The sequence below is a fragment of the Bifidobacterium asteroides genome (genome assembly GCF_003202695.1).
GTDB lineage: Bacteria > Actinomycetota > Actinomycetes > Actinomycetales > Bifidobacteriaceae > Bombiscardovia > Bombiscardovia asteroides_G.
In genome coordinates, this window is the sequence record NZ_QGLL01000006.1 from 139,796 (window position 1) to 165,996 (window position 26,201).

Consider the following 26,201-nt stretch of genomic DNA (forward strand, 5'->3'; position numbering starts at 1 on the left):
GAGGAAAAAACGAACAAAATTATTGGTAGGTTTTGTTGTTTGTTTGCACAACAAAACGATCAAGAATTGTGAGAATTTTCGTTCGTATCGGCCAGCCAATCCTCCCACTGCTGCTGACGGAATCCGACTAGGACATGCCGGCCATCCAGCAGGATGGGACGCTTGACCAGCATGCCATCGGTGGACAGCAGCTGCAGAGCTTGCTTCGTATCCATCTGCGGCAGGCGCTTGCTCAGCCCCTGGCTGCGATAGGCCTGACCCGAGGTATTGAAGAATCGTCGGATGGGCAGGCCGCTCATGTCCAGCCAGTCGGACAGTTCCTCCTGGGTGGGGCGGTACTCCTTGATGTCACGCTCGGTGAAGTCCACATTGTGATCACGCAGCCAGGCGCGGGCCTTGGCGCAGGTGGAACAGCGGCTGTAGCAGATGAAGAGCGGGTGTTCGACTGTCGGGATCGCTGATTGCGCGGTTGATGCTGCTGTCATAGGTCTTCCTTTCCGGATAGGGCTTGCAGGTCAAGCGGGCTCAGGCCAACCGCTGGGAGGGCCGGGTCTCCAAGGATCCCAGGTTGGCCTTGGGTTCCAGACTGGTGCTCCAGACTGGCGCGGGTGCTGAAGTGGGATAGGTGACGAACACCGTTCCCTGCTTCAGGGCTATGTGGGCCGGTCTGCCGGGCAGGAACTCGTTGCTGACGCCGTTCACCTGCTGGTTGGTCATGGTCATGTCGTCCGTCTGGTATTTGAGGCCCTGTTCGACTACGCCCAGAGCCTGGTCGTCGGCCGACAGGACGGAGACCATGGACCTGGGCGGGCATTCCCAGGCGGGAAAATCCAGACTTCCGGAGCCAAGGGCCGTGACCAGCATTCCCTGGCCCCAGAGTTCGGCCCGGCCTCCGCTGGCGGCAATCAGATGGATCAGATTCAGGTTGGCCAGCGTATGATCCATGCGTCCGCCCAAGCCGCCATATATAAGGAATTGTCGGCAACCGCGCTGCCAGCCAACCTTGACTGCTGCCAGCAGGTCCGTATCGTCCTTTTCAGCAGGCAGGACGCGTCGAGGGATGTCGGTGCGCAGCCTTCGGCTGCCAGCGGGCAGGGAGTCGAAGTCCCCCACGACCAGGACGGGCTCGTCCCCGTGCTCCAGAGCCGGCTCAAGTCCACCGTCCGCCGCGATAACCAGGGCCTGTCCGCCGCGAGTCGTCTCTTTTCCAAAGTACTGGCCGGCGCCCCAAATCCGGCAGAGCGGCGCTTGACCCGCTTGGCTCGTACGGTCCGGCTGACCGACATCCTGCATAAGATTCTTCTTTCTGCGCTCGTCCTTTGGAGGCGCCTCCATCATCCCAGACCAGCCAGACTGACCAGGAAGGCCAGCCAACCCTGGACCAGGGCCATGTAGGTCAGGGTGCCGCAGGCAATGCTGACCATCATGTTCCGCCAGTGTAGGTGGACTAGGGTCGTGACCAGCAGAGCCAGTGCCTCATAGATCCCGTGGTCGCCTCCGACCAGGTTGGTGTGCCTGAGCGAATAGACCACCAGCAGACCCATGACAGCGGCTGGCAGCAGACGTCCCAGCCTGGTCACCAGTGCCGGCGGCCGACGCCCCTCCGGCCAGATTATGAAGGGCAGGAATCTGGTGGCCATGGTTCCCAGGACCACAATGCCTATGGTGATCAGTTGCTGTGCAGTGGTCATGAGGTCTCCTTGCGGCTGCGGAAGTCCAGCAGGATAAAGACGATCAGTATGACCGTCATGGATGGAATGATGAATCGATCGGGTCCGAAGACCAGCAGGCAGGCCAGCGAGGCCAGCAGACCAATCATGGCCGGCAGGCGGGCTTCAGCCTGCCGCCACTGCTCCAGAAAGAGGACTAGGAACATGGCGGTCAGCACGAAATCCAGCCCCCTGGTGTCGAAGTTCGCCAGGTTGCCCAGCACAGCGCCCAAAGTGGCGCCTCCAACCCAGTAGATCTGGTTGAGCAGGGTGACGAAGAACAGGTACCAGCCCTTGTCGGTTCCTGCCGGGTGAGGCTCAGCGGATTCCAGAGCGAAGGTCTCATCGCACATGCCGAAGATCAGGTAAGGCTTCTTACGGCCCGTTCCTCGAAAGACCGGCAGCATGGCCAGGCCGTAGAAGAGGTGCCGCGCATTGACCATTAGGGTCAGCATCAGTGCGCCCCAGGGGTTGAAGGTGGACATGAGCAGATCCACGGTCACGAACTCCATGGATCCGGCGTAGATCAAGGCGCTCATAGCCAGCGGATAGATCACCGGGAATCCGCGGCTGGTCATCAAAAAACCGTAGGAGATCCCCAGCACCAGGAATCCGGCCATGATGGGCAGGGTCCGGGGAAAGGCCGCAGCCAGAGAGCCCAGAATGGTCCCGGAGGGCTTCGCATCTTCATCTGCGTCTTCCTGCGCTGGCTGCATGATCTGCCTCCTGGCTTCGATTTGGAGATGGTCACATGATAATCGCCTCTTGCGGTGCAGGAGCAGGCTGGTCGACAATGTGAGAAGGCTGTTAAGACGCGACAGGGGCGGAATAGGTGCTCTTCGGCCCATGTTGAGCCCAGTGAAAGGCGCTGGTATGTGAGGAGGGATCATGGACGAGAACAAGATTTCGACCAGCAACCCGGCCACAGTCGTCCTGGCGGGGGGATGCTTCTGGGGCATTGAGCGGTTCTTCCAGGAGGTGGACGGGATCATCGACACCCAGGTGGGATATGCCCAGTCCACAGTGCCCGACCCCAGCTATGAGCAGGTCTGCAGCGGTGTCACCGATGCCGTGGAGAGCGTGCGGCTGACCTACGATCCTCAGATGGTCAGTCTGCGAACACTGACCCTGCTTCTGCTGGATCTGATTGACCCCTTCTCGGTGGATCGGCAGGGCAACGACCGAGGCAGGCAGTATCGCAGCGGCCTCTATTGGGATCCCGAGCATCGCGAGCAGGAGGAGCCCGTCTTTCGTCGCGCCTTGGAGGAGCTGGAGCGCAGGACCGGCCGTCAACCCGCTGTGCAAGTGGAGGCTCTGATCAACTTCTATCCGGCTGAGCAGTCCCACCAGGACTATCTGCTCAAGCATCCCGACGGATATTGTCACATCCCTTTGGATGCCATTGCCAACGCTGCCTCCCGCCAGCGCTACATCGAGCGCATCTGGTCCCTGGACCCTGAAAGCTACGAGGTGACTCAGCATTCGGCTACCGAACGGCCCTTCGCCAACGCCTACGACGGAGAGTTCCGCCCGGGCATCTATGTGGACGTTGTCAGCGGGCAGCCGCTCTTCTCCTCGGCCGACAAGTATGACTCGGGCTGTGGCTGGCCGGCTTTCACCAAGCCCATTGACCCTCAACTGCTGGTCAACCGCAAGGACTACAAGTTGCTGGGCCGGCCTCGGATCGAGGTACGGACGGCACAGACCGGCATCCATCTGGGGCATGTCTTCGACGATGGCCCGGCTGACCGTGGCGGGCAGCGCTACTGCATGAACTCCGCCGCCCTACGTTTCGTGCCGCGGGACCGGATGGAGGCAGAGGGCTACGGAGACTACCTGCCCCTAGTGGACGCGGCAGCACGCTGACAGTTCTGCTTTCGGCGGCATGCCGGAGTCTCCAGTCCATGGGAGTTCCGGTCTAGTCCACGCATAAGGTCCTCTTGTTTTTTTCTGCTGTCCATTTGGTCTATTGTGGGCTGATGGTGGACCAATAAGGAGCTAGGCCAATGTGCGGGATTGCTGGGTTCGTTAACGACGCCTCTGCCGAGGAAAAGACGACCGTGCTTAAGCGGATGACGGACATCATCGCTCACCGTGGCCCTGATAACGAGGGTCATTTCGTCGACGGACGGGTGGCCTTGGGCTTTCGGCGCCTCAGCATTATCGATTTGCAGGGCGGAGACCAGCCCATCTTCAACGAGGATTCCTCCATGGCCATCACCATGAACGGGGAGATCTACAACTACCGCGAACTGCGCCGCCAACTGATCGATCTGGGCCACAGTTTCTCCACCGAGTCGGACACCGAGGTCATTCTGCACGGCTACGAGCAGTGGAGTCACCAGGTGGTCAACCACCTACGTGGCATGTTCGCTTTCGTCATCTGGGACCGCGGCCGCGGCGAGCTCTTCGGAGCCCGGGATCACTTCGGCATCAAGCCCTTCTATTACGCCCAGATGGGCGGCACCTTTATGTATGCTTCGGAGATCAAGAGCCTCCTGCAGCATCCGGACTTCCGCAAGGAGCTCAACACCCAGGCCCTGCGTCCCTACATGACCTTCCAGTACTCGGCGCTCCCCGAAACCTTTTTCAAGGGAGTATTCAAACTTCCCGAGGGCCATTGGTTCACCTTCCGGGACGGGAAGATGGACATACACCAGTATTACGACCCGGCATTCGGAGAGAGCAAGCAGAATCTGAGGGACTTGGTCGACTCAGTCGACCAGACTGTCCAGGATTCGATCAAGGCCCACCAGGTAGCCGATGTGGAGGTAGGCTCCTTTCTCTCTTCAGGGGTGGACTCCAGCTATGTCGCAGCCCTAGCACGCCCCCGTCATACCTACTCGATCGGCTTCGGCAAGGGGACCTACAACGAGTCCGACCAGGCAGGCGAGCTGGCATCCATACTCAAGCTCAACAACACCGCTGAGTCCTTGGACGGCGACCAGGCCTTCAGCTACTTCCCGCAGATCCAGTGGTACATGGACGAACCAGACTCGAATCCTTCCTGCGTGCCGCTCTTCTTCCTTTCCGAGCTGGCCAGCCGAGACCTGCGCGTAGTCCTGAGCGGGGAGGGCGCCGACGAGCTCTTCGCTGGCTACATAGACTACGGTGTGCATACGCGCTCGCGCATCATCAAGGACGTCACCCGCCTTCTGGGCCGATTGCCCCGCAAGGCCCGGTACGCTATTGGACGCTGGGCCAAGGGCAAGCACTTCCACGGGGCCTGGCACCTGTATGCCAGCCTGGCTCCTGCCGAGGAGAACTTCATCGGTCAGGCAAAGGTCTTTGACGAGGACGAGGCCGGCAGACTGCTCAAGCCGGCTTATCGCAAGGCTCCACGGGTCTACGAGATCACAGGAAGGATATATTCCCGTCTCAAGGGGCGCAGCCTGTCCGAGATCAAGAAGAAGCAGTATCTGGATATGCATCAGTGGATGCCCGGGGATATCCTGCTCAAGGCCGACAAGATGACCATGGCCCACTCCTTGGAGCTGCGGGTTCCCCTCCTGGATCGCAAGCTGATGGATGTGGCTGAGAAGGTGCCTACCAAATACCTGATTACTGATCAGAACACCAAGTTCATCTTCCGCAAGGCTGCAGACCGCCATATTCCCAGGGAGTGGTCCTCCAGGGAGAAGCTGGGCTTCCCCGTGCCCATCCGGGACTGGCTGCATCAGAAGCGTTATTATAAGCTGATCCGTAGCTTGTTCGAGCAGGAGTGGGTGGGCGAGTTCTTTGACCAGGAGGCTCTGCTGCGCATGCTGGACGACAACTATGCCAAGCGCAACGACGCCCGCCGCAAGATCTGGACTGTCTACTCCTTCCTGACCTGGTATGACGTCTATTTCATACACGACGGGACCAAGCCAGATTTGCTGGATCTTCAAGCCTAGCGGTCTGTCTTGAGGGCTGTGCTATACTGCTACACGGCTTGAGAAATCAAGAAAGCGGATGATCCCACCTGGGAGCCTTCCATGGCTTCGGGTTCGACCTGCGTCGATGACGGCTGGCCGTCATCATTAAGATGCAGACATTGGCGGTTTCAGCGCCATACGGCTGTGACGGTCATATTCGAAACCCATGGGTCCTTCGCCTGGCAGTGGATGTTGTGGTATTTGAGAAGGAGTCATCATTAGCGACGAACCAAGGATTAACGACGATATACGAGTGTCTCAGGTACGCCTGATCGGGCCCAACGGCGAGCAGGTGGGAATCATTGCGACCTCCGTCGCCCTCAACCTGGCCAAGGAGGCCAATCTTGACTTGGTCGAGGTTGCGCCCAAGGCCAAGCCTCCGGTCGCCAAGCTTATTGATTACGGCAAGTTCAAATACAACGAGAAGATCAAGGCTCGTGAGGCGCGCCGCAATCAGAGCATGTCGGAGATCAAGGAGATCCGTTTCAGACTGAAGATCGACGACCATGACTTCGAGGTCAAGGAGGGGCATGTGCGCCGCTTCCTGTCTGCAGGAGACAAGGTCAAGGTCACTATCATGCTGCGTGGGCGCGAGCAGTCCCGGCCCATCGGCGGCGTGGAGCTCCTGCGCAAGCTGGCTGACGATGTCGCGGATCTAGGCTCCATTGAATTCGCCCCCAAGCAGGAGGGGCGTAACATCATCATGACACTGTCGCCCAAGGGCAAAAAGGTCCACACCCAGTCCGAGCAGCGTCGGCGTGGCGGCCAGGCCCGTGCTGAGCGCAAAGCCCGTCAGGCGGCTCATCTGGCTGCCAAGGCTGACGAAAAGGAGACTGCGCGCACTGTCCAAGAACACGCGGGATCCAGCAATACTTCTCCCAAGCAGATGAAATCCAAGGAGGGCAGCAATGCCGAAGATGAAAAGTAACTCCGCCGCATCCAAGCGCGTCCGGACCACGGGTTCGGGCAAGCTCATGCACGCCGGGACCGGTATGCGCCACAATCTGGAGCACAAGTCGGCCAAGAAGCGTCGTCACCTGTCCACTGACGAGGTGCTCGCTCCGACCCAGTCCAAGAACATGAAGAGGATGCTGGCCCGCTGAGCGGGCGCTGTCGCGTCGAGTGAGATTTTAGAAAGCTGAGGAATATCTATGGCACGAGTCAAGCGGGCTGTCAACGCGCATAAGAAGCGTCGGGTCGTCCTGGAGCGGGCATCAGGCTACCGTGGCCAGCGCTCCCGTCTCTACCGCAAGGCTAAGGAGCAGCTGCTTCATTCATATACATACAACTTCCGGGACCGCAAGGCCCGCAAGGGCGACTTCCGCAAGCTGTGGATCCAGCGCATCAACGCCGGATGCCGCGCCCAGGGAATCACCTACAACCGCTTCATCCAGGGGCTGCGCCTGGCCGGGATCGAGCTGGACCGCCGCGCCCTGGCTGACCTGGCCGTCAACGACATCGACACCTTCAACGCCATCGTGGCCGAGGCCAAGAAGGCCCTGCCTGCCGATGTGAACGCTCCGGTCGCTGCCTGAGTCAGCGAAGCCAGGCAGCGCATTGTAAGAACCTCGCCTTTAGCGAGGTTCTTTGCATAGTTGACCATTGCTCAGGGGGACGGTAAGTTGATTGACGACAATGATGCCGGGAGCTGCTATGAACGATGATCAAAGCATAGATGCATCAGCTGCATCGGCAGAATCGGCAGGTCAGGCCAACCCATCACAAAGCGGTGGCACCTCTAAGCTGACCAAAATCAATCAGTCGCGCCCCATTCTTCGGTCCAGGATTTTTCTCTATGTCACGGAGTTCTTCTCGGGAATGGCCGTCATGGCCGCCGAGCTGGGTGCCTCTCGTCTGTTGGCTCCATACTTCTCGTCCTCCCAGATCGTTTGGACCATCATCATCGGGACCATCATGATCGCCCTGGCCTTGGGCGCCGTCGTCGGTGGGCGCTGGGCCGACAGGAACCCCGACCCTGACAGGCTCTACCTGTGCATTATGGCCGCTGCCGTCTGGATAGCCCTGATCCCCCTGGTAGGCAAGTATCTGATTATTCTGATCTCGGGGCTGCTGATCGTGGCCGTCTCTGCAAATTTCCTGGTCCTGGCGGCATTCATCTCCTGCCTGATCATCTTTGTTCCGCCCCTCTTCCTCCTGGGCACCATCACCCCCGGCCTGGTCAAGAGCGCCACTGTCTCCTTGGACGACAATGCTTCGGTGGTCGGTCGGCTCAGCGCCTGCAACACCGTAGGCTCCATCCTGGGCACCTTCCTACCTACTTTCGTGACCATTCCAGCCGTGGGGACCTTCGTCACCTTTCTGATCTTCTCCGGAATACTTCTTCTGGTGGCCTTGGTCTACTTTCTTTTCTCCCATGTGCACCGCTTGATCTGCTTCATGGCCACGGCGGCCTTTGTGGTCTCGGCCGTCCTGTCGCCGATGACGGGGTTCGCCTTCTGGCAGAAGGGTCTGGCCTATGAAGGCGAGTCCATTTACAACTATCTGCAGGTCAAAACCCTGGCGGACAGAACCATCCTTTCCACCAACGTCCTTTTTGGCGTCCAGTCAGTGACCATGAAGCATCCCGGGATGACCGGCATGTACTACGACACGGCTCTGGCGGCACCGCTCATGGCTGAACAGGCCCGCTCTGCCCTGATCCTGGGGATGGGGACCGGAACCTACGCTCGGCAGCTGAAGCGGTACTATCCTCGGATGGCCATCCAAGGGGTGGAAATCGACCGGACCATCAGCGACCTGGCCCTCACATATTTCGATCAGCCTGCTGACATTCCGGTTTCCACCTATGATGGTCGGGCCTGGCTGGCAGCCAATAGCCAGCGCTACGATCTGATCATGGTCGATGCCTATCAGGACATCACCATTCCCTTTCAGATGAGCTCAACTGAGTTCTTCGACCTGGTCAGGGATCACCTGAATCCTGGCGGGGTCATGGTGGTCAACATGAACATGATCGACGACGGTCAGGGGTCCATCAATGCAGCCCTGACGAGTACCATCACCAGGGTCTTCGGAGCCAATGCAATCCTGACGGCCGACGTGCCTCAGACCACCAATCGCGAGCTTTTTGCACGTCACCCGACTTCAGGGAAGTCTTCGGTCTCAGGAGGAGGGGACAAGAAGGAGCCTATGAGGGATTATCCGGGTTCTGACCTTCTGGCGGAGGCTGCCGCCAGGGTCAGCCCTGATCCGGATTTGTCGGACATGATGGAGAAGGTTAGCTCGCGTCTGAGCGCGGTTCAAGATTCTAAGGGGAGAATATTGACCGATGACAATGCGCCTGTGGAGCTGCTGGGCATGCACGCAATTGACGGAATCATCACCAGGGAGGCCGGCCCATATCGACGCATTCTTCAGCAAAAAGGAATCCAGGGGCTGATCAAGGAGATCTCTTAAGCGATCCGTCTTTATGCCAAGCGCGTTGGAGGCAGGGAAGAGGGGCAGAGCGTTAGAATGTGGCCTGAGACCAGCACTGATGAACAGAACCGGAGGTTGAGCGGGAGTGGACGGCAAAGGCCTTTCGTCATCGTCCGATCAGCAGGATGGACTGACTGAACTGCTGGATCAGTTCCTGGCCTATACCGGCCTGGAGCGGGGTCTCGCCCCTGCCACGGTCAAGGCCTATCGTTCCGATCTGAGCATGTACGTCAGCTGGCTGTCCGGTCGTGGCATCACCTGTCTTGAGCAGATCCAAACCGCCGATGTGGAGGGTTTTCTGGCCCATCTGGCTGGTGAGAGTCCAGCCAGTCGCTCACGAAGGATGGCTGCGGTCCATGAGTGGCATCGGTTCGCTCTCAAGCAGGGGGTGACCGACCAGGATGTCTCCCGTACCGTCAAGGCTCCCAAGGGCACCTCGGCCCTGCCGGATGTGCTGGACGTGGAACAGGTGGCCCGGTTGCTGGATGTGGCCGCCATGGGCGGGTCCAAGGATCCTGTGGTCCTGCGAGACAAAGCCCTGCTGGAGTTCATGTACGCCACCGGTTGCCGGGTCTCGGAGGCCGTGGGCGCCGATCTGGAAGACGTGGACCTGCACGAGCGGGTGGTCCGTCTGACCGGCAAAGGCGACAAGCAGCGTCTGGTGCCTATAGGCTCCTACGCCTGCCAGGCCATGGAGGCCTACTTGAATATGGGGCGGCCCAGCCTCTGCGATCGAGCCGCCAAGGGTAGGGAGCTGCGGGCCGTTTTCCTGAACAAACGAGGCAAGCGGCTGACCAGACAAACCGTCTGGCAGGTGGTCAGGGATGCCGGCCGCCGGGCAGGTCTGAATAGACCCCTGCATCCTCATACCTTGCGGCACTCGTTTGCCACTCATCTGCTGGAGGGAGGAGCCGATGTGCGCTCTGTCCAGGAGCTGTTGGGCCATGCCTCGGTGACCACGACGCAGATATACACACACGTCAGCCCTCAGGCCTTGATCGAGACCTACCAGACGGCCCATCCCCGTGCCCGTTGACCCGCCAACCCGCGAATGCGGTCGGAAACTTGATAGGGTAGAGGCATGCCTACGGATTTGTTAGGGCGCGAATATGAGACGTTCGTTGCCCCGGAGCCTTTGAAACAGCACGGCCCGGCCCGTGTCCTTGCTATGTGCAACCAGAAGGGCGGCGTGGGCAAGACCACATCATCCATCAACATCGCTGGAGCCCTGTGCCAGTATGGACGACGCGTTCTGATCGTGGACTTTGACCCCCAGGGCGCGGCTACCGTGGGTCTGGGCATCAACGCCAACAGCGTGGACAACACCATTTACACCGCCATGTTCGATTCGTCCCTGGATGTCCACAAGGTGGTCCGGCACACTCGTTTTGACGGTCTGGACATTATCCCGGCCAATATCGATCTGTCGGCCGCTGAGATTCAGCTGGTCACGGAGGTCGGTCGAGAGCAGGCCCTGTCGGCCGCCATTCGGCCTCTGCGTCAGGAGTATGACGTCATCATCATCGACTGCCAGCCCTCGCTTGGACTGCTGACGGTCAATGCACTGACTGCTGCGGACGGGGTCATCATTCCCGTCGCGGCTGAGTTCTTCGCCTTGCGCGGTGTGGCCCTGCTCATGCAATCCATTGAGAAGGTCCGTAGCCGCATCAACCCCGACCTGCAGATCTATGGGGTATTGGTCACCATGTACACCAAGACCCTGCATTCTGACGAGGTGCTTCAGCGTATCTATGAGGCCTTCAAGGACAAGGTCCTGCACTCCATCATCAGCCGGTCCATCAAGCTGCCCGACGCCACGGTGGCCGGCGAGCCCATCACCATGTTCGCCCCCGAGCATAAGACCGCCAAGGAGTATCGGGAGGTCGCCCGGGAGCTGATCGACCGCGGCATCGTGGCGTGAGGGGATCAACGGACGGCTTCGCCGTCGACCTGGATGTCTACCAGGGACCCTTCGATCTGCTGCTGGGCATGCTGGCCAACCGAAAGCTTTCCCTGACGGAGGTCTCGCTAGCCTCCATCACCGGGGAGTTCCTGGGCTATGTACGCACATTGGACTTCAGTCAGGGACTGGACCAGGCCAGCGCCTTCCTGGACGTGGCCTCGGTTCTGGTGGAGGCCAAGAGCGCCGCTCTGCTGCCTGTGGAGGACGAGTCCATGCGCGACCAGGCCTCAATGGACGCCCTCCGGGAGCGTGATCTGCTCTTCGCCAGACTCCTGCAGTACAGGGCCTTCAAGCAGGCAGGGCAGGACTTCCGGGCCAGGCTGGCCGCCAACTCCGGCCGCTATCCGCATCCCGGCCATCTGGAGCCTCAGCTGGCTCATCTGCTGCCTGATCTGGTCTGGACGCTGAAACCGGAGGACCTGGCCCTGCTCTGCGCTAATGCTCTGGTCAACGCTCCCGCCTCCCAGGTTCGTCTGGATCAGCTGCATGTGCCACTGGTAGATCTGAACAAGGAGGCCGACCAGGTTCGCCGGGCCCTCCTGGCGCAGCCCGGTCACCCGGTGGCCTTCGCCGATCTGGTCGCTTCCTCAAAGGGTCGAGCGCAGGTGGTGGCCAGATTTCTGGCCGTGCTGATCTTCTTCCGGCAGGAGCTGATCCAGTATCATCAGGATGGTCCCTATCAGCCGCTCTATCTACGCTGGGTAGGGCCGACCCGGAAGTCGGAAACGGCCTTGATCAGTGAGGGGGACTTCGCATGAGCCAATCATCGGCTCCTGACACCCGTCCCGAGTACGTGGACTTCGACGTGCAGGACTTTCCCGGTGGACTCTCTTCCTGCCTGGAAGCCATACTGGTTGCCACGGATCGGCCGCTGACTGCAGAGGACTTCTCCCGGGTGCTGGCCGTGGATGCTGACCAGGTCAGTGCCGCCTTGGAATCGATGGCCGAGTTCTATAGCGATCGAGGATTTGAATTGCGTCGGACTGCCCGGGGCTGGCAGCTGACCAGCCGGGCCGCCTACCAGCCTGTCGTGGCAGCCTTCGTCAAGGATGGACAGACGGCTCGGCTCTCCCAAGCAGCCCTGGAGGCCCTGGCCATCGTGGCCTATCGCCAGCCCATGACCCGAGCCCAGGTGGGACAGATCCGCGGGGTCAACTCGGACGGGGTCATCCGGGCTCTGTTGGTGCGCGGCCTGGTCCGCGAGGAGGGCTTTGACGAGCAGACCCACGCCGCGCTGCTGGTCACCACTGACCTCTTCCTGGAGCGGATGGGCCTGCAATCCTTGGAGGACCTCCCATCCCTAGCCCCCTTCCTGCCCGATGAGGACTCGGCTCTGGCTGAGGCCCGCCAGGAGCTGTCCGACCAGCTTCAGTCTCCGGATCCGGCTCAGGGTTCGCCCAAGGGCGTGGAGCAGTGATCGTCTGTCATCCAAAGCGGTTACACTTGTCTCTGTTTGTCCAATTCCGGGACCGTGCCATCCGACAGAAGGACGGTAGCGGGCATGAGGAAGCATTCACGAGAATGAGGTTTTGATGGCGGTACGCGGCGATATACGAAATGTGGCGATTGTGGCACACGTTGATCACGGCAAAACCACTCTGGTCAATGCCATGCTGCAGCAGTCGCACGTCTTCTCGGAGCGGGAGGAGGTGCCCGACCGGGTCATGGATTCCAACGACCTGGAGAGGGAGAAGGGCATCACCATCCTGGCCAAGAACACCGCCGTCAAGTACACAGGTCCTCTATCCGCCAAACTGGGCGAGCCCGATGGCATCACCATCAACGTGGTGGATACCCCGGGCCACGCTGACTTCGGCGGCGAGGTGGAGCGCGGCATCTCCATGGTCGACGGGGTGGTCCTGCTGGTGGATGCATCAGAGGGCCCCCTGCCCCAGACCCGATTTGTCCTGCGCAAGGCCCTTGAGGCCAAGCTGCCGGTCATTCTGGTCATCAACAAGACTGATCGGCCCGATGCCCGCATCTCCGAGGTGGTCTCAGAGTCCACCGATCTGCTTCTTGGCCTGGCCCAGGACGTGAGCGAGGAAGGAGTGGATCTGGACCTGGATTCCCTCTTGGATCTGCCAGTGATCTACTGCGCAGCCAAGGCCGGCAAGGCCTCTGTGAATCAGCCAGCTGATGGAGCCGTGCCTGACAACGACGATCTGGAGCCACTTTTCGAAGCCATTCTGAACAATATTCCCGCCCCGGTGTACGAGGAGGGTGCGCCCCTGCAGGCCCATGTGACCAACATCGACGCCTCCGACTATCTGGGGCGTCTGGGCCTAGTGCGCATCTACAACGGCACCCTGACCAAGGGCCGCCAGTACGGCCTGTCGCGCGTGGACGGGTCCATAGAGAACTTCAAGCTGACCGAGATTCTGCGGACCAAGGGCCTGCAGCGCTTCCCCGTGGATGAGGCAGGCCCTGGCGACATCGTGGCAGTAGCTGGCGTTGAGGACATCATGATCGGCGAGACCATCGTCGACCAGGACGATCCCCGCCCTCTGCCTTTGATCCATGTTGACGACCCGGCTGTCTCCATGACCTTCGGCACCAATGATTCGCCCCTGGCTGGCACTGAGGGCAAGGACCACAAGCTGACCGCTCGCATGCTCAAGGATCGCCTGGACCGCGAGCTGATCGGCAATGTCTCCATCAAGGTGCTGCCCACCGACCGGCCCGACGCTTGGGAGGTACAAGGTCGTGGCGAGCTGGCACTAGCCATCCTGGCCGAGCAGATGCGCCGTGAGGGATACGAACTGACTGTGGGCCGCCCCCAGGTGGTCACCAAGACCATTGACGGCAAGCTTCAGGAGCCCATGGAGTCCGACACCATCGACGTGCCCGAGGAATACATGGGCGCAGTCACCCAGCTCATGGCCGATCGCAAGGGCCGCATGGAGACCATGACCAACCATGGTTCCGGCTGGGTCAGGATGCAGTTCACGGTGCCTTCCCGTGGCCTTCTGGGCTTCCGCACTGCTCTGCTGACCGCCACCCGCGGCACCGGCATCTCCTCGTCGATCTCCGCCGGCTACGCTCCCTGGGCAGGCGACATCAAGACCCGGCAGAACGGATCCATGGTCTCCGATCGCTCGGGCAAGGCCAGCCCCTATGCCATGCAGAAGCTTCAGGCCCGGGGAGACTTCTTCGTCAAGCCCCAGTCGCCCGTCTACGAGGGGCAGATCGTGGGCATCAACAACAAACCCGGCGATTTGGACATCAACATCACCCTGGAGAAGCACATGACCAATATGCGTTCCTCCACAGCCGACGTGCTGGAGACCCTGACCCCGCCTATCGACATGAGCCTGGAGGAGTCTCTGGACTTCGCCAACGATGACGAGTGCGTGGAGGTGACCCCCGAGTCCATCCGTGTGCGCAAGATCATCCTGGACAGGGATGCCTGGTACAAGTGGAACGCCCGTCAGCGCAGGGCCAACAAGAAGTAATCTTCTCTCATCATCAGACTAGTCCGACCCGGCCGTCCCGCGGTGACCGGGTCGGACTAGTCTTGAACCCATGAAGAGACAGGTTTCGACATCCGAGGATCAGATTTCCTCCCATTTGATGAAGGAGGTCGGCAAGGCAAGCCCCTTCCGTTGCCTGCTGAGCCTGCCCATCGGTCTGGCGGTGGGCGTGCTGGGGACCCTGGTTCAGCGTTCCGGAGCCGCTCAGGGTCTGCCCTGGGGCATGATCCTGGCCTATCTGCTGGTGGCTCTGGCCTCCTGGTGGGTTCGTTGCGATAGCGGCACCATGGGGCTGGCCTTGCATCTGGTGGCCTCGACGGTCATCGTCTGGCTGCTCTCCATGCGGGGGCCGGGCGGCGATGTTCTCATGCCCTATGCCAATTTCCCCGCATTCTTTGCCAAGTATGCGGTCTTCCTCTGGATGGGCGGGCTGATCCTGATCCAGACCCTCGCCATCTGCCTGCCGGCCTCCTGGTTTGCTGATGGCCCTCTGCGTCGTGAAGGGCGATCAGCATGAGCCGGGATCCATCAGAAAGGTCTGGGACTCTACCTGACCGGATCCTTCTGCACTTCTTGGGTCCCAAGGGGACTTTCACCCATCAGGCCGCCCTTGAGGCCGCCAGTCTCGTGGAGACGAGGCTGGGCTGCAAGGCTGGCTTGCGACCCTGCCCAGATGCGGCTTCCATCGTGGCCGCCGTGGAAGAGGGCCGAGGCTGGGGAGTGCTGGCCTGGGAAAACAACGTAGAGGGCCATGTGGTACCCAATATGGATGCCCTGATTGACGCTCAAGCGGCAGCGGGCTTCGGCATGGTCCGCCTGCCCATCGTTTTCGATGCCTTCGTCCGGGCCGACCATGGCCCCCTGCGCCAGGTCGGCGCCCACCCCCACGGACTGGCCCAGTGCAAGGGCTTCATCAAAGAGACCGGCCTCAATCCTGTGACGGCCAACTCCAATGCTGCGGCCTGCCGTGATCTGGGCCCTGACCAGGTGGCTCTGGGCCCACGCATCTGCGGGAGCCTTTATGGACTGAAGACCTACCGGCGGGAGGTGCAGGACTATCAGGGAGCCCGAACCGACTTCCTCCTGCTGGCTCCTCGGGATCAGGCCGCCTGGCTGGCGCGCCGCCTGGCGCCGGGCGGGGATTTCGAATCCATCGTCACCTTTATTCCCTTGAATACCGGGCCGGGCGTGCTGGCCGACCTGCTGGACCGCCTGCGCGATGCGGGCCTGAACATGACCTCATTCATGTCTCGTCCCATCAAGGGGCACGACGGGACCTACAGCTTCGTAGCCAGCATCGATGCCGCACCCTGGCAGAGGGGTCTGCATCAGGTGTTGGCCGACCTGTTGGGCAGGGGGGACTGGCTGAAGACCCTAGCGGTCCATCCGCGCACACCGCATCCAGCCCCGCCCATTCGCGAGTGGATGCTGCCCAGAGCAGGGGCCTTCCGGGGTGAGGACCCCGATTGCGAGACGATCAGCAAGGAGTTGTTATGGTAGATGGATCCGTGCCTTTCGTGCCCATGGACCTGTCCGGACCCGAGCACATGCACCCGATGGCGGGTATGGCCGCCTCGCCGGTGCTAACTTCGGCCCACAAGATCGCTGTGGCGGGACTGGGACTGATCGGCGGGTCGTTGGCTCGTCGCCTGGCTGCCCGGGGCCGGTTCGTGATGGCATGGAACCATAACGACCGCCCCTACGAGCAGGCCCGCAGCCAGGGGATCCACTGCGTGGGCACTCTGGAGGAGCTGGCCAAGGGCAAGCCCGACGTGCTGGTGCTGGCCACACCCCTGCGTGCTATGCCTGACGTGCTTCAGGCCCTGGCTCCTGTACTGACTCGGGGCACCATCCTGACCGATGTGGGCAGTGTCAAGGGTCCGGTCCGTCGTCAGGTTGAGCAGGCCGGTCTGGCCGATCGCTATGTAGGTGCCCATCCCATGGCAGGCAGCGAGGGTTCAGGCTATAAGGATTCGGACCCGGCTCTTTTGGAAGGCGCCCTCTGGGCCCTCTGCGTTGATGAGCACACGGATTACAGCTGCTTTTTGACTGTGGCTGACATGGTCACCCAGGGGCTGGGCAACCGCCTGATCGCCTTGGACGATGCCACTCATGACCGTGCTGCGGCACTGATCTCGCATATGCCCCATGTGGTGGCGACTGCCTTGGCCGACATGCTGGCGACATCGCCTGACCGCCGGGTGGCTTCGGCTCTGGCAGCCGGGTCCTGGCGGGACATGACCCGGGTAGCCCTGACCGACCCGGAGCGGACCCGGGCCATGGTGGAGGAGAACGCCGACCACGTGGCTGACCTTTTGGATACCCTGGTCGAAAATCTGCAGGGCATGGCTTCTCTCCTGCGGGACCACGAGTCGGAAGCCGACGCAAATCGTCGGGACTTCTTCCTCCAGGCTGATCCCTTCCGGCGCTACAAGGCCGCCCTAGGTGATCAGGAACAGATTCCCTCCACCGACCTTGAACTGGACCCGCAGAAGGGCAATTGGCGGCAGGAGCTGCTTGAATCGGCCCTGCGGGGCGAGCAGGTATCGGCCTTCCTGACCACCAGTCGGGCCCGGGTGTTGCATCCTCCGATCATCGATTGAGATCCGGAGGGTCCGAGCGGGGCGAACGGCGTTCCGGGACCGGCTTCAGAGCCACCATGTCTTCCGCTTGGAGTTTCACGCGCTCTCCGGGACGTGAGCCATTGGCCGCTGGGTCCCTGTCCAAAATCAGCCGCTGTCCATCCCAGTCGACCACATGGCCCACGTAGTCTCGGAACTTGGGCCTTCCGTCTTCCGGGTCCGGCCCAAGGGCAATCCTGACCACCAGCCGCGCTCCGGTCGGTATGGTTGCTGGCAAGCGCATGGCTATCCACCTCCCGGGTCAGTATCGCCTGCGGCTTCGACGATGGCGAAAGGGCCTAGACTGTATTGCACATGTTGCGTGGATATGCAGCACAGCGAAGCGAAGGGAGAGCCAGCAGTGGATCAGGATCTGCAGGACTTCACCGACTATCTTTCCCGGGTGGCAGGCAAGAGTCCCAATACCGTGCGGTCCTACCGGGCCGATCTGGCGGGCTTCCTGCATCTGATGCACCTGCATGGCATCGATGACCCCTCGCAGATCGACCTGGCCACCATCAGGTCCTGGCTGGCCCACGAGGCATCGACCCACGCCCGCTCCACCATGGCCCGGAAGACTGCCGCACTGAGGTCCTTCTTCGGCTGGCTCAGCCGGCATGGCCGGATCAAGACCGATCCCACCCTGGCCCTGAGCAGTCCTAAGCAGTCCGAGCACCTTCCTCGGATTCTGACGCATGACCAGGCCAACACTCTGATGGATACGGTTGACCAGGATCCGGTCGAGCCCCGTGAGGACCAGGACGTTCAGGCGGCATTGCAGGTGCGTGACGCGGCCATGCTGGAGCTGCTTTACGCGACAGGCATGCGTGTGGCCGAGCTCTGCGGACTGGACCTGGAGGATGTGAACCGGCACAGCCGCACTGTAAAGGTCCTGGGCAAGGGGTCCAAGGAGCGCGTCCTGCCCTATGGCCTGCCCGCAGATCGTGCTCTGGACCGCTGGCTAGGGGAGGGGAGGCCGCTCCTGACGGGCGCAACAGTCAAGTCGGCCCGTAAACCAGGTCAGGCCCTCTTCCTGGGTCAGCAAGGCGGCAGAGTTGGCCAGAGGCAGGTCCGCAAGGTTGTTCATCAGGCAGCTAGTCGGGCCGGGGTGCCCGACATCGCCCCCCATGCTCTGCGTCACTCGGCCGCCACGCATATGCTGGATGGGGGAGCCGACCTGCGCGAAGTTCAGGAGATGCTGGGCCACTCCTCCCTGCGGACCACCCAGCGTTACACCCACGTTTCCATCGAGCAGCTGCGGGCCCGGTACAGACAGGCTTTTCCGAGAGCCTGAGACCGGCAAATGAGACGAGGCTTGCCTTGCGAAACATCTTCGTACCAGAATATGGCGTATTGTGGCTTACACGTCAGCCAGGGATCTTTGAGGTTCGGTCATCCTAGCGTCCCCGGTTGCAGACGTGACGTTGACACTCAATGAATATATGGATTAAGGGAAAGGGAGCAGCGATGAAGAAGGGTTCACAGCTTACGCTCGTGTCCGCGGTCATTTGCGCCTTGGCGCTTTTGGCCAGCGGCTGCGGCAGTGGTTCGGACACCAAGGGCGCACAGCAATCGTCCAGCAGCCAGTCAGGCAATAACACCGTCGTTTCGATTCGTGGATGCGAGCCGGCCAAGCCGCTCATTCCCAGCAATACTGTGGAGAGCTGCGGCGGGCTGGTCGTGGATGCCATTAATGCCAAGCTGGTCTGGTTCGATGACCATGGCAAGGCCCACAATGATCTGGCCTCGGAAATCAAGGCCGATGACGACATGACCCAGTACAAGGTCACCTTGGTCGATGGGCGCAAGTTCTCGGACGGCACTCCCATCACAGCCAAGTCCTTCACGAGGGCCTGGTCCTGGGCGGCCAATGTGAACAACGGCCAGCTAGGCTCCAGCTTCTTCTCCAACATCAAGGGCTATGACGATCTGCAGAAGCAGGGCGTGTCTGCCGATGCTCAGCTGTCCGGGCTGAAAGTCGTGGATGACAAGACCTTCACCGTGGATCTGAGCTCGCCATCCTCCACCTTCCCCATCCAGGTGGGCTACACTTCCTTCGCGCCACTGCCCGACTCCTTCTACAAGGACACCAAGGCCTTCGGCGAGAACCCCGTCAGCTCGGGCCCTTATAAGCTCGATTCCTGGCAGCACAACACCATGGTCAAGCTCCGCAGGAACACCACCTACAAGGGTGATGTCAAGATCCAGAACGGTGGCGTCGACTACAAGATCTACACCGATGTCGGCTCGGCCTACGCCGATGTGCAGGCAGGCAATCTGGATGCAATCGATACCATCCCTACTTCGGCCCAGAAGACCTTCATGAAAGACAGTCTCGTCAAGGGCTATAACGAGCCCGGTTCCGTCCTGCAGATGTTCACCATCCCCACCACCATGGAGCACTTCGGCCAGGACGAGGAGGGCCACCTGCGCCGTCAGGCCATCTCCATGGCTCTGGATCGCAAGATGCTGATCGACAAGGTTCTGGGCGGTCTGGGCGTGCAACCCACTGACTTCACTGCACCGACCATCCCTGGTTACTCCAAGAACCTTAAGGGTTCCGATAACCTGAAGTACGATGCCAAGAAGGCCAAGGATGCCTGGGCCAAGGCCGATGCCATCAGCAAGTGGCCGGCTGACAAGAGCTTCCAGCTGGTCTACAACGCCGATGGGGGTGCCAAGGACTTCTATGACGGCATGGCCAACTCCATCAAGAACACGCTAGGGATCAATGCCGTGGCCACTCCTGTGCCCACCTTCAGCGAGTTCCGTGGCAACGTCAACAAGCGCGCCTACAAGGATGCGGCCTTCCGGTCGGCCTGGTCGCCCGACTACCCCTCGCCCGAGAGCTACCTGCTGAGCAACTTCGCCAGCTCGGCGGCCGATGGCAACGGGTCCAACGATGGCGATTACAAGAACCCCAAGTTCGACGACCTGCTGAAGCAGGCTGCCAAGGCCAAGAACACCGACGAGGCCAACAAGCTTTTCCAGCAGGCCGAGGAGATCCTCCTGCAGGATATGCCTGCGGTTCCGCTCTACTACTCCAACAACAAAGGTGCGTCAGCCAAGAATGTGCAGGGACTGGCCATTCGCTGGGACGGCCAAGCGAACCTTGCGGAGTTGTCCAAGAAGCAGTGATGATCGTGCCGGAAACGGCATAATCCGTCGTCACCGACCCGGCCGAATCCGCAACAAAGCGGATTCGTGCCCGGGTCTTATGCACTGGCGGCGGATTTGGGAAATCAACCAAAGGAAAGAGCAGTATATATGAAGAAGCAATCGGCCCTGACCATTGCTGGCGCCGGAATGTGCGTCATGGCGCTCACGCTTGGCGCCTGCGGCGGATCCGGCGGATCCAATTCCTCTGCCAAGGAGACCAGCGACGGCAGCTCGGATGCCGTCATCTCGGTCTTCAACCCGGAGCCGGCCAATCCACTCATCCCCAGCATGACCAACGAGGTGGGCGGCGGCAACCCCATCGACGTCATGTTCTCCAAGCTGGTCCGCTTCGACGACAAGGGCAAGCCAGCCAACGAGATTGCCAAGCAGATCAAGGCCAACGACGACAACACCCAGTACACCGTGACCATCAACGACGGCTGGAAGTTCTCGGATGGCACCCCGGTAACCGCACAGTCCTTCACCAAGGCTTGGTCCTGGGCGTCAAGCATTGCCAACAAGCAGTTGGGCTCCAGCTTCTTCGCCAACATCAAGGGGTATGACGATCTGCAGAAGGAAGGCACCCCTAGCGATGCCCAGCTGTCCGGCCTCAAGGTCATCGACGACAAGACCTTCACCGTGGATCTGAGCTCGCCATCCTCCACCTTCCCCATCCAGGTGGGCTACACCGCCTTTGCGCCGCTGCCCGAGTCCTTCTACAAGGACACCAAGGCCTTTGGCGAGAAGCCGGTGACCGTGGGGCCCTACAAGTTCCAGTCCTGGGAGCACAACAAGGCCATAAAGGTCGTCAAGGACCCCGCTTACAAGGGCGGTATCAAGGTCAAGAACGGTGGTGTGGAGTTCCGCTCCTACACTGATGCCACCGCAGCCTACCGGGACGTGCAGGCCGGTAACCTGGATGTGCTGGACACCCTGCCTGCTTCTGCTCGCAAGACCTTCCAGGCCGACAACACGGTCCAGGCCATCAACGACCCGGGCTCGGTCATCCAGATGTTCACCATCCCGACCTATATGAAGCATTTCGGCCAGGATCAGGAGGGCAAGCTCCGTCGCCAGGCCATCTCCATGTCCATCGACCGGCCGACTATCATCAAGAAGGTGCTGTCCGGAACCGCCAAGGAGGTCCACGACTTCACCGCCCCCGTCATCCCCGGCTACTCAACCAGCATCAAGGGATCCGACGTGCTCAAGTACGATCCGTCCAAGGCCAAGGAGCTCTGGGCTGAGGCCAACAAGCTCTCCCCTTGGGGCGAGGGCGACACCTTCAAGATCGCCTTCAACGCCGACGGCGCCCACAAGGAGATCTACGACGCCGTCACCAACTCCATCAAGAACGCCCTGGGCATCCAGGCTGCGGGCAATCCTCTGCCCACCTTCACCGAATTCCGCTCCAACGTGCAGAACCGCAAGTTCACCGACTCGGCTTTCCGCTCCGGCTGGCAGCCTGACTACCCTTCGCCCGAGAGCTACCTGTCCAGCAACTTCGCCAGCTCGGCCGCCAACGGCAACGGGTCCAACGACGGCGACTACAAGAACCCCGAGTTCGACGACCTGATGGACAAGGCAGCTTCCGCCAAGAACATCGACGAGGCCAACAAGATCTACCAGCAGTCCGAGGAGCTGCTCTTCCGCGACCTGCCCGCAGTTCCGCTCTACTACCAGAACTCCAACGGCGTGGCTGCCAAGAACATCAAGGGATTCTCCTTCAATTGGAAGGGTGTCCCTGCCTACTACAACATCAGCAAGTGAAATGACGGGAGTCTGAATCCCGCACCTGAACACTGACACCGCCCGGGCCGGCGCGGAAGGATTCATTCCGTGCCGGCCGCGGTGTCTCTACACCCCTGTTGAGGTGTGCTGGTAGACTCAAACAAGAATTTTTGCGGCGACCCTGATCCTCATGCCGATCCCGGTCGCGGATGACAAAGGAGAATAGCCGATGGGAAAATATCTTCTGCGACGTATTCTGCAGATGATCCCCGTCGTTCTCGGCACGACACTGCTGATATACGCGCTGGTCTTCGCGCTTCCTGGCGACCCTGTGGCCGCCATGTTCGGGGACAAGCCGGTCAACCAGGCCGTTGCCGCACAGATACGTTCGGAATACAATCTCGACAAGCCCTTCATCGTGCAGTACGTGCTCTTCCTGAAGAACGCGCTGACGCTGAACTTCGGCAATACCTTCGCCGGTCAGCCTGTGATCAGCGTGATCGGCAGGGCCTTCCCGGTGACCATCAAGCTGGCCCTGATGGCTTTCGTCTTCGAGGGCATCTTCGGCGTGATCTTTGGCATCATCGGCGGCCTGACCAAGGGCAAGTGGTCGGACAACATCATCCTGGTCCTCTCCCTGCTGCTGATTTCGGTGCCTACTTTCGTCACCGGCTTCATCCTGCAGTACCTGTTCGGCGTCAAATGGCATTTGCTGCCTGCTACAGCCGGGGCCAATCCAGGCTTCATTGATCTGCTCATGCCGGCTGTTGTACTGGGGTCGGTATCCATGGCCTCCATCATCCGTCTGACCAGGACGGAGATCACCTCCAACATCTCCGAGGATTATGTGCGCACAGCTCGGGCCAAGGGTATGAGCAACCGTTCCGTCATCGTGCGGCACGTGCTGCGCAACTCCCTGATCCCTGTGGTCACCTACCTGGGCGCCGACATCGGCGGACTCATGGGCGGAGCTATGATCACCGAGCGCATCTTCAACATCCAGGGCGTGGGTAACACCCTCTACCAGGCCATCCTGCGGGGCGAAGGCACCCTGGTGGTCTCCATCGTGACCATTCTGGTCCTGATCTTCGTCATCACCAGCCTCCTGGTCGACCTGCTCTATGCAGTGCTCGATCCGCGGATCCGGTATGCGTGAGGGAGAGGGACCGACTATGAGTGAAACGGCAATGAACGAGTCAAGCGAACAGAACGAAAGCCAGGCCCGCGTATACTTCCCTGACCCCTTGCCGGGGCAGGAGCGGTTCGTGGCCCCTATCGACGAGACGCCCCTTCGCGAAGTGGACTCGGTGGATGAGGACGTGCCACCTACCAGCATGTGGGCCGACGCCTGGAAGACCCTGAGGCGCAACCCGCTCTTCATCATCTCCGCAATCCTGGTGATCGTGGTCATCCTGGTGGCCCTCTTTCCCAACCTCTTCGCCAAGCAGGACCCTATGGCCTGCAACCTGTCCAACTCCGTGGAGCCAGGTCGGCCGGGGCACCCCTTCGGCTTCGACCTTCAGGGCTGTGACGTCTACAGCCGCGTTATCCACGGGGCCCGGACCTCGGTGGCCATCGGCATCATGACCACCATCCTGGTTACCGTCTTCGGCGGACTCATCGGCGCAATCGCTGGATTCTTCGGTGGCTGGGTCGACGCAGTGCTCAGCCGCATCACCGACATCTTCTTCGCCATCCCCATGATCCTGGGCGCCATCGTGCTCCTGCAGATGTTCCGTACCTCCACCTCACTGTGGAAGATCATCCTGACCCTGACCCTCTTCGGCTGGGTCAACATGGCGCGTATCACCCGAAGCGCCGTCCTGGAGGCCAAAAATCTGGAATTTAATACTGCATCCACGGCCCTGGGCTCCACGCCTCTGCGCAACCTCTTCCGGCATATCCTGCCCAACTCCCTGGCCCCGGTCATCGTCATGGCCACTATGTCGCTGGGCACCTACATCGTCTCTGAGGCCACGCTGAGCTTCCTGGGCATCGGCCTGCCCTCCACCGTGGTCTCCTGGGGCGGGGACATCTCGACGGCCCAGACCCTCCTGAACACCAATCCCTCGGTCCTCTTCTATCCCTCCGCAGCCCTGGCCATCACTGTGCTGGCCTTCATCATGATGGGCGACGCGGTCAAGGATGCATTGGATCCCAAGAGCAGAACGGCCTGAGCGGAGGAAGCATGACTGAAGCAGACAAGAACATGACCACCAATCAGGAGCAGCAGCCTCTGCTCGACGTACGGGACCTCCAGGTGGACTTCACCGCCGACGGGCGCACAGTCCACGCGGTTCGCGACGCCTCCTTCAACGTCTATCCCGGCCAGTGGGTGGCCATCGTGGGGGAGTCCGGCTCGGGCAAGTCCACATCAGCCATGGCTGTGCTGGGGCTTCTGCCCGGCACCGGCAAGGTGACCGGCGGCAGCATCCGGCTCAAGGGCCGCGAGCTGGTGGGCCTGAACCACAAGGGCTACGAGGCGCTGCGCGGTTCCCAGGTGGGCCTGGTCCCGCAGGACCCCATGAGCAATCTGAACCCAGTCTGGCGGATCGGTTCCCAGGTCAAGGAGGCGCTGACCGCCAACCATATGGATGTCTCCAAAGAGAAGCGTTCCCGGCTGGCCAAGGCCCTGGCTGGTGACGAAGAGGTGACGGTAAAGAAGTCCGACGACGAGCTCTTCATCTCCTCCAAGGATCTGTCTGGCCTGCTCGAGGCTGCCCGTAAGGCCCTGAGCGATGCCGGGGTCGCCGACGTGGACAAGACCATGGAGGCCATGAAGGCCGAGTGGGATGTGGGCTCGGAGACTCGCTGGGGCGTAGCCAAGTCCCTGATTGACGCCGGCGTGGATGACGACAAGGCCTGGACGCTGGCCAAAGAGCACGTGACCGGATCGGACATGAACGACCGGATTGCCGGCCTGCTATCCGAAGCCGGATTGCCTGAGGCCGCAACCAGGGCCCGGCAGTATCCGCATGAGTTCTCCGGCGGTATGCGTCAGCGCGCCCTGATCGCTATCGGTTTGGCATCCCGTCCTGACCTGCTGATTGCGGACGAGCCCACCAGCGCCCTGGATGTAACTGTCCAGAAGCGGATTCTGGACCACCTGCGCGGCTTGACCGAATCTCTGGGCACTGCTGTGCTTTTCATCACCCACGATCTGGGTCTGGCCGCTGAACGAGCCCAGCACATCGTGGTTATGTACCGAGGCCAGGTAGTGGAGTCCGGACCCAGTCTGGAGGTCCTGCAGCACCCCCAGCACCCCTACACCAAGCGGCTGGTCCAGGCTGCGCCCTCGCTGGCCTCCCAGCGCATCATCTCCGCCAAGCAGCGCGGCCAGGATGCCGAGGGCCTGCTGGAACACCAAGTCAAGGGCGAGAGCACCCTGGAGCGCAGCGAGCACGTCATCACCGTGGAGCACCTGACCCGCGAGTTCAGGCTGCCCCGTCGCAAGGAAATGTTCAAGGCCGTGGACGACGTCTCCTTCTCGGTCAAGCGGGGGACCACCCTGGCCATTGTGGGGGAGTCCGGCTCAGGCAAGTCCACTGTGGCCAACATGGTCCTGCACCTGCTCAAGCCCACCTCGGGCCGAGTGACTTACGAGGGCCAGGACATCGCCGGCTTCGGCAGCCATCAGCTCATGGAGTTCCGTCGGCACGTGCAGCCGGTCTTCCAGAACCCTTACGGCTCCCTGGACCCTATGTACTCCATCTACCGCTCCATCGAGGAGCCTTTGCGCATCCACAAGATCGGCAACGCCAAGTCCCGGCAGCAGCGAGTCAAGGAGCTGTTGGACATGGTGGAGATGCCCGAGTCGGTCATGGGGCGCTACCCCAACGAGCTCTCCGGCGGTCAGCGTCAGCGCATCGCCATCGCACGGGCCATGGCCCTGAATCCGGATGTGATCATCTGTGACGAGGCCGTCTCCGCTCTGGATGTGCTGGTCCAGGACCAGGTGCTGCGGCTGCTCAATGACCTGCAGGCTGAGCAAGGTCTGAGCTATCTGTTCATCACCCACGATCTGGCTGTGGTCAGGCAGATCGCCGACGAGGTGGTGGTCATGCAGCACGGTCGGCTGGTGGAGCACGCTACCACCGACGAGGTCTTCGATCACCCGCAGCGTCAGTACACCAAGGATCTGCTGGACGCCATCCCCGGCGGCCGGCTGCGCCTGGGTCTGGACTAGGTATCCT

25 protein-coding genes are annotated in these 26,201 nt (G+C 61.1%); 20 read left to right on the forward strand and 5 right to left on the reverse strand.

The window, feature by feature from the left end; genetic code table 11:
- Positions 1-59 precede the first annotated feature (59 nt).
- From DKK75_RS02560 to DKK75_RS02575, 4 genes are read right to left on the reverse strand one after another with little or no spacing between them, the layout of a single operon-like run.
- Positions 60-485: an arsenate reductase family protein gene (locus tag DKK75_RS02560; RefSeq protein ID WP_110451904.1), complete on the reverse strand. Its 426-nt coding sequence runs from the start codon at positions 483-485 to the stop codon at positions 60-62.
- A 40-nt stretch (positions 486-525) separates the two neighbouring features.
- Positions 526-1,293 carry a thiamine diphosphokinase gene (locus DKK75_RS02565; RefSeq protein WP_181414427.1) on the reverse strand — a complete coding sequence of 256 codons (768 nt, stop codon included), beginning with the start codon at positions 1,291-1,293 and terminating at the stop codon, positions 526-528.
- Between the two features lie 41 nt (positions 1,294-1,334).
- Entirely contained in the window at positions 1,335-1,691 is a 357-nt protein-coding gene (locus DKK75_RS02570) for a branched-chain amino acid transporter permease (RefSeq protein WP_110451906.1), read from the reverse strand.
- Positions 1,688-2,425: an AzlC family ABC transporter permease gene (locus DKK75_RS02575; RefSeq protein ID WP_181414428.1), complete on the reverse strand. Its 738-nt coding sequence runs from the start codon at positions 2,423-2,425 to the stop codon at positions 1,688-1,690. Before DKK75_RS02575 ends, DKK75_RS02570 begins: the two co-directional genes overlap by 4 nt.
- Positions 2,426-2,594: 169 nt before the next feature.
- Here DKK75_RS02575 and msrB point away from each other — a divergent pair, with 169 nt between their 5' ends.
- The 14 genes from msrB (at position 2,595) to DKK75_RS02645 (ending at position 17,100) form a co-directional block, all read left to right on the forward strand.
- The gene (gene msrB, locus DKK75_RS02580) at positions 2,595-3,575 is read left to right on the forward strand and encodes a peptide-methionine (R)-S-oxide reductase MsrB (protein ID WP_375314995.1); all 981 of its coding nucleotides are present in this window, start codon (positions 2,595-2,597) and stop codon (positions 3,573-3,575) included.
- Positions 3,576-3,715: 140 nt separating this feature from the next.
- Positions 3,716-5,605 carry an asparagine synthase (glutamine-hydrolyzing) gene (gene asnB / locus DKK75_RS02585; RefSeq protein ID WP_110451908.1) on the forward strand — a complete coding sequence of 630 codons (1,890 nt, stop codon included), beginning with the start codon at positions 3,716-3,718 and terminating at the stop codon, positions 5,603-5,605.
- A gap of 235 nt (positions 5,606-5,840) precedes the next feature.
- On the forward strand, positions 5,841-6,554 hold the full coding sequence (infC, locus tag DKK75_RS02590; protein ID WP_110451909.1) for a translation initiation factor IF-3: 714 nt from the start codon (positions 5,841-5,843) through the stop codon (positions 6,552-6,554).
- Positions 6,535-6,729 carry a 50S ribosomal protein L35 gene (gene rpmI, locus DKK75_RS02595; RefSeq protein ID WP_015021617.1) on the forward strand — a complete coding sequence of 65 codons (195 nt, stop codon included), beginning with the start codon at positions 6,535-6,537 and terminating at the stop codon, positions 6,727-6,729. Before infC ends, rpmI begins: the two co-directional genes overlap by 20 nt.
- A gap of 48 nt (positions 6,730-6,777) precedes the next feature.
- Complete coding sequence (gene rplT, locus DKK75_RS02600; RefSeq protein ID WP_110451910.1) at positions 6,778-7,161, forward strand: 50S ribosomal protein L20; 384 nt, start codon at positions 6,778-6,780, stop codon at positions 7,159-7,161.
- 118 nt (positions 7,162-7,279) lie between these two features.
- The gene (locus DKK75_RS02605) at positions 7,280-9,043 is read left to right on the forward strand and encodes a spermidine synthase (RefSeq protein WP_258333125.1); all 1,764 of its coding nucleotides are present in this window, start codon (positions 7,280-7,282) and stop codon (positions 9,041-9,043) included.
- A gap of 106 nt (positions 9,044-9,149) precedes the next feature.
- Entirely contained in the window at positions 9,150-10,100 is a 951-nt protein-coding gene (gene xerD, locus DKK75_RS02610) for a site-specific tyrosine recombinase XerD (RefSeq protein WP_181414429.1), read from the forward strand.
- 45 nt (positions 10,101-10,145) lie between these two features.
- On the forward strand, positions 10,146-10,985 hold the full coding sequence (locus DKK75_RS02615) for a ParA family protein (protein ID WP_110451911.1): 840 nt from the start codon (positions 10,146-10,148) through the stop codon (positions 10,983-10,985).
- Complete coding sequence (locus tag DKK75_RS02620) at positions 10,982-11,785, forward strand: segregation and condensation protein A (RefSeq protein ID WP_110451912.1); 804 nt, start codon at positions 10,982-10,984, stop codon at positions 11,783-11,785. Before DKK75_RS02615 ends, DKK75_RS02620 begins: the two co-directional genes overlap by 4 nt.
- The gene (scpB, locus tag DKK75_RS02625) at positions 11,782-12,444 is read left to right on the forward strand and encodes an SMC-Scp complex subunit ScpB (RefSeq protein WP_110451913.1); all 663 of its coding nucleotides are present in this window, start codon (positions 11,782-11,784) and stop codon (positions 12,442-12,444) included. The genes DKK75_RS02620 and scpB overlap by 4 nt, the downstream gene beginning before the upstream one ends.
- 115 nt (positions 12,445-12,559) lie before the next feature.
- Complete coding sequence (gene typA / locus DKK75_RS02630; protein WP_110451914.1) at positions 12,560-14,479, forward strand: translational GTPase TypA; 1,920 nt, start codon at positions 12,560-12,562, stop codon at positions 14,477-14,479.
- A gap of 70 nt (positions 14,480-14,549) precedes the next feature.
- Positions 14,550-15,014, forward strand: coding sequence for a hypothetical protein (locus DKK75_RS02635; protein ID WP_110451915.1), 465 nt, complete (start codon positions 14,550-14,552; stop codon positions 15,012-15,014).
- Positions 15,011-15,997, forward strand: coding sequence for a prephenate dehydratase domain-containing protein (locus tag DKK75_RS02640; protein WP_110451916.1), 987 nt, complete (start codon positions 15,011-15,013; stop codon positions 15,995-15,997). The genes DKK75_RS02635 and DKK75_RS02640 overlap by 4 nt, the downstream gene beginning before the upstream one ends.
- A gap of 65 nt (positions 15,998-16,062) precedes the next feature.
- Entirely contained in the window at positions 16,063-17,100 is a 1,038-nt protein-coding gene (locus DKK75_RS02645; protein ID WP_181414458.1) for a prephenate dehydrogenase, read from the forward strand.
- Here DKK75_RS02645 and DKK75_RS02650 read toward each other — a convergent pair.
- A complete protein-coding gene (locus tag DKK75_RS02650; protein WP_110451917.1) occupies positions 17,090-17,362 on the reverse strand; it encodes a DUF6725 family protein in 273 nt (90 codons plus the stop codon). The genes DKK75_RS02645 and DKK75_RS02650 overlap by 11 nt on opposite strands.
- Positions 17,363-17,446: 84 nt before the next feature.
- On the opposite strand from DKK75_RS02650, the gene DKK75_RS02655 reads away from it, so the two are divergent.
- The 6 genes from DKK75_RS02655 (at position 17,447) to DKK75_RS02680 (ending at position 26,194) form a co-directional block, all read left to right on the forward strand.
- On the forward strand, positions 17,447-18,412 hold the full coding sequence (locus tag DKK75_RS02655; protein WP_375314988.1) for a tyrosine recombinase XerC: 966 nt from the start codon (positions 17,447-17,449) through the stop codon (positions 18,410-18,412).
- 173 nt (positions 18,413-18,585) lie between these two features.
- Positions 18,586-20,256 carry a peptide ABC transporter substrate-binding protein gene (locus DKK75_RS02660; protein WP_110451919.1) on the forward strand — a complete coding sequence of 557 codons (1,671 nt, stop codon included), beginning with the start codon at positions 18,586-18,588 and terminating at the stop codon, positions 20,254-20,256.
- Between the two features lie 129 nt (positions 20,257-20,385).
- The gene (locus DKK75_RS02665) at positions 20,386-22,047 is read left to right on the forward strand and encodes a peptide ABC transporter substrate-binding protein (protein ID WP_110451920.1); all 1,662 of its coding nucleotides are present in this window, start codon (positions 20,386-20,388) and stop codon (positions 22,045-22,047) included.
- Between the two features lie 190 nt (positions 22,048-22,237).
- A complete protein-coding gene (locus tag DKK75_RS02670) occupies positions 22,238-23,164 on the forward strand; it encodes an ABC transporter permease (RefSeq protein ID WP_015021632.1) in 927 nt (308 codons plus the stop codon).
- 31 nt (positions 23,165-23,195) lie between these two features.
- Positions 23,196-24,185 (forward strand): ABC transporter permease, encoded by a 990-nt coding sequence (locus DKK75_RS02675; RefSeq protein ID WP_181414459.1) that lies wholly within the window; start codon positions 23,196-23,198, stop codon positions 24,183-24,185.
- Between the two features lie 11 nt (positions 24,186-24,196).
- Positions 24,197-26,194 carry a dipeptide ABC transporter ATP-binding protein gene (locus DKK75_RS02680; RefSeq protein WP_110451922.1) on the forward strand — a complete coding sequence of 666 codons (1,998 nt, stop codon included), beginning with the start codon at positions 24,197-24,199 and terminating at the stop codon, positions 26,192-26,194.
- The last annotated feature ends 7 nt before the right edge of the window (positions 26,195-26,201 follow it).

Bases quoted from the DNA above. Each gene is read 5' to 3' on its own strand.
- DKK75_RS02560 (WP_110451904.1), bottom strand. From the start codon at position 485: ATGACAGCAGCATCAACCGCGCAATCAGCGATCCCGACAGTCGAACAC.
- DKK75_RS02565 (WP_181414427.1), bottom strand. From the start codon at position 1,293: ATGCAGGATGTCGGTCAGCCGGACCGTACGAGCCAAGCGGGTCAAGCG.
- DKK75_RS02570 (WP_110451906.1), bottom strand. From the start codon at position 1,691: ATGACCACTGCACAGCAACTGATCACCATAGGCATTGTGGTCCTGGGA.
- DKK75_RS02575 (WP_181414428.1), bottom strand. From the start codon at position 2,425: ATGCAGCCAGCGCAGGAAGACGCAGATGAAGATGCGAAGCCCTCCGGG.
- asnB (WP_110451908.1), top strand. From the start codon at position 3,716: ATGTGCGGGATTGCTGGGTTCGTTAACGACGCCTCTGCCGAGGAAAAG.
- rpmI (WP_015021617.1), top strand. From the start codon at position 6,535: ATGCCGAAGATGAAAAGTAACTCCGCCGCATCCAAGCGCGTCCGGACC.
- rplT (WP_110451910.1), top strand. From the start codon at position 6,778: ATGGCACGAGTCAAGCGGGCTGTCAACGCGCATAAGAAGCGTCGGGTC.
- DKK75_RS02605 (WP_258333125.1), top strand. From the start codon at position 7,280: ATGAACGATGATCAAAGCATAGATGCATCAGCTGCATCGGCAGAATCG.
- DKK75_RS02615 (WP_110451911.1), top strand. From the start codon at position 10,146: ATGCCTACGGATTTGTTAGGGCGCGAATATGAGACGTTCGTTGCCCCG.
- scpB (WP_110451913.1), top strand. From the start codon at position 11,782: ATGAGCCAATCATCGGCTCCTGACACCCGTCCCGAGTACGTGGACTTC.
- typA (WP_110451914.1), top strand. From the start codon at position 12,560: ATGGCGGTACGCGGCGATATACGAAATGTGGCGATTGTGGCACACGTT.
- DKK75_RS02635 (WP_110451915.1), top strand. From the start codon at position 14,550: ATGAAGAGACAGGTTTCGACATCCGAGGATCAGATTTCCTCCCATTTG.
- DKK75_RS02640 (WP_110451916.1), top strand. From the start codon at position 15,011: ATGAGCCGGGATCCATCAGAAAGGTCTGGGACTCTACCTGACCGGATC.
- DKK75_RS02645 (WP_181414458.1), top strand. From the start codon at position 16,063: ATGGCCGCCTCGCCGGTGCTAACTTCGGCCCACAAGATCGCTGTGGCG.
- DKK75_RS02650 (WP_110451917.1), bottom strand. From the start codon at position 17,362: ATGCGCTTGCCAGCAACCATACCGACCGGAGCGCGGCTGGTGGTCAGG.
- DKK75_RS02655 (WP_375314988.1), top strand. From the start codon at position 17,447: ATGCAGCACAGCGAAGCGAAGGGAGAGCCAGCAGTGGATCAGGATCTG.
- DKK75_RS02660 (WP_110451919.1), top strand. From the start codon at position 18,586: ATGAAGAAGGGTTCACAGCTTACGCTCGTGTCCGCGGTCATTTGCGCC.
- DKK75_RS02665 (WP_110451920.1), top strand. From the start codon at position 20,386: ATGAAGAAGCAATCGGCCCTGACCATTGCTGGCGCCGGAATGTGCGTC.
- DKK75_RS02670 (WP_015021632.1), top strand. From the start codon at position 22,238: ATGGGAAAATATCTTCTGCGACGTATTCTGCAGATGATCCCCGTCGTT.
- DKK75_RS02675 (WP_181414459.1), top strand. From the start codon at position 23,196: ATGAACGAGTCAAGCGAACAGAACGAAAGCCAGGCCCGCGTATACTTC.
- DKK75_RS02680 (WP_110451922.1), top strand. From the start codon at position 24,197: ATGACTGAAGCAGACAAGAACATGACCACCAATCAGGAGCAGCAGCCT.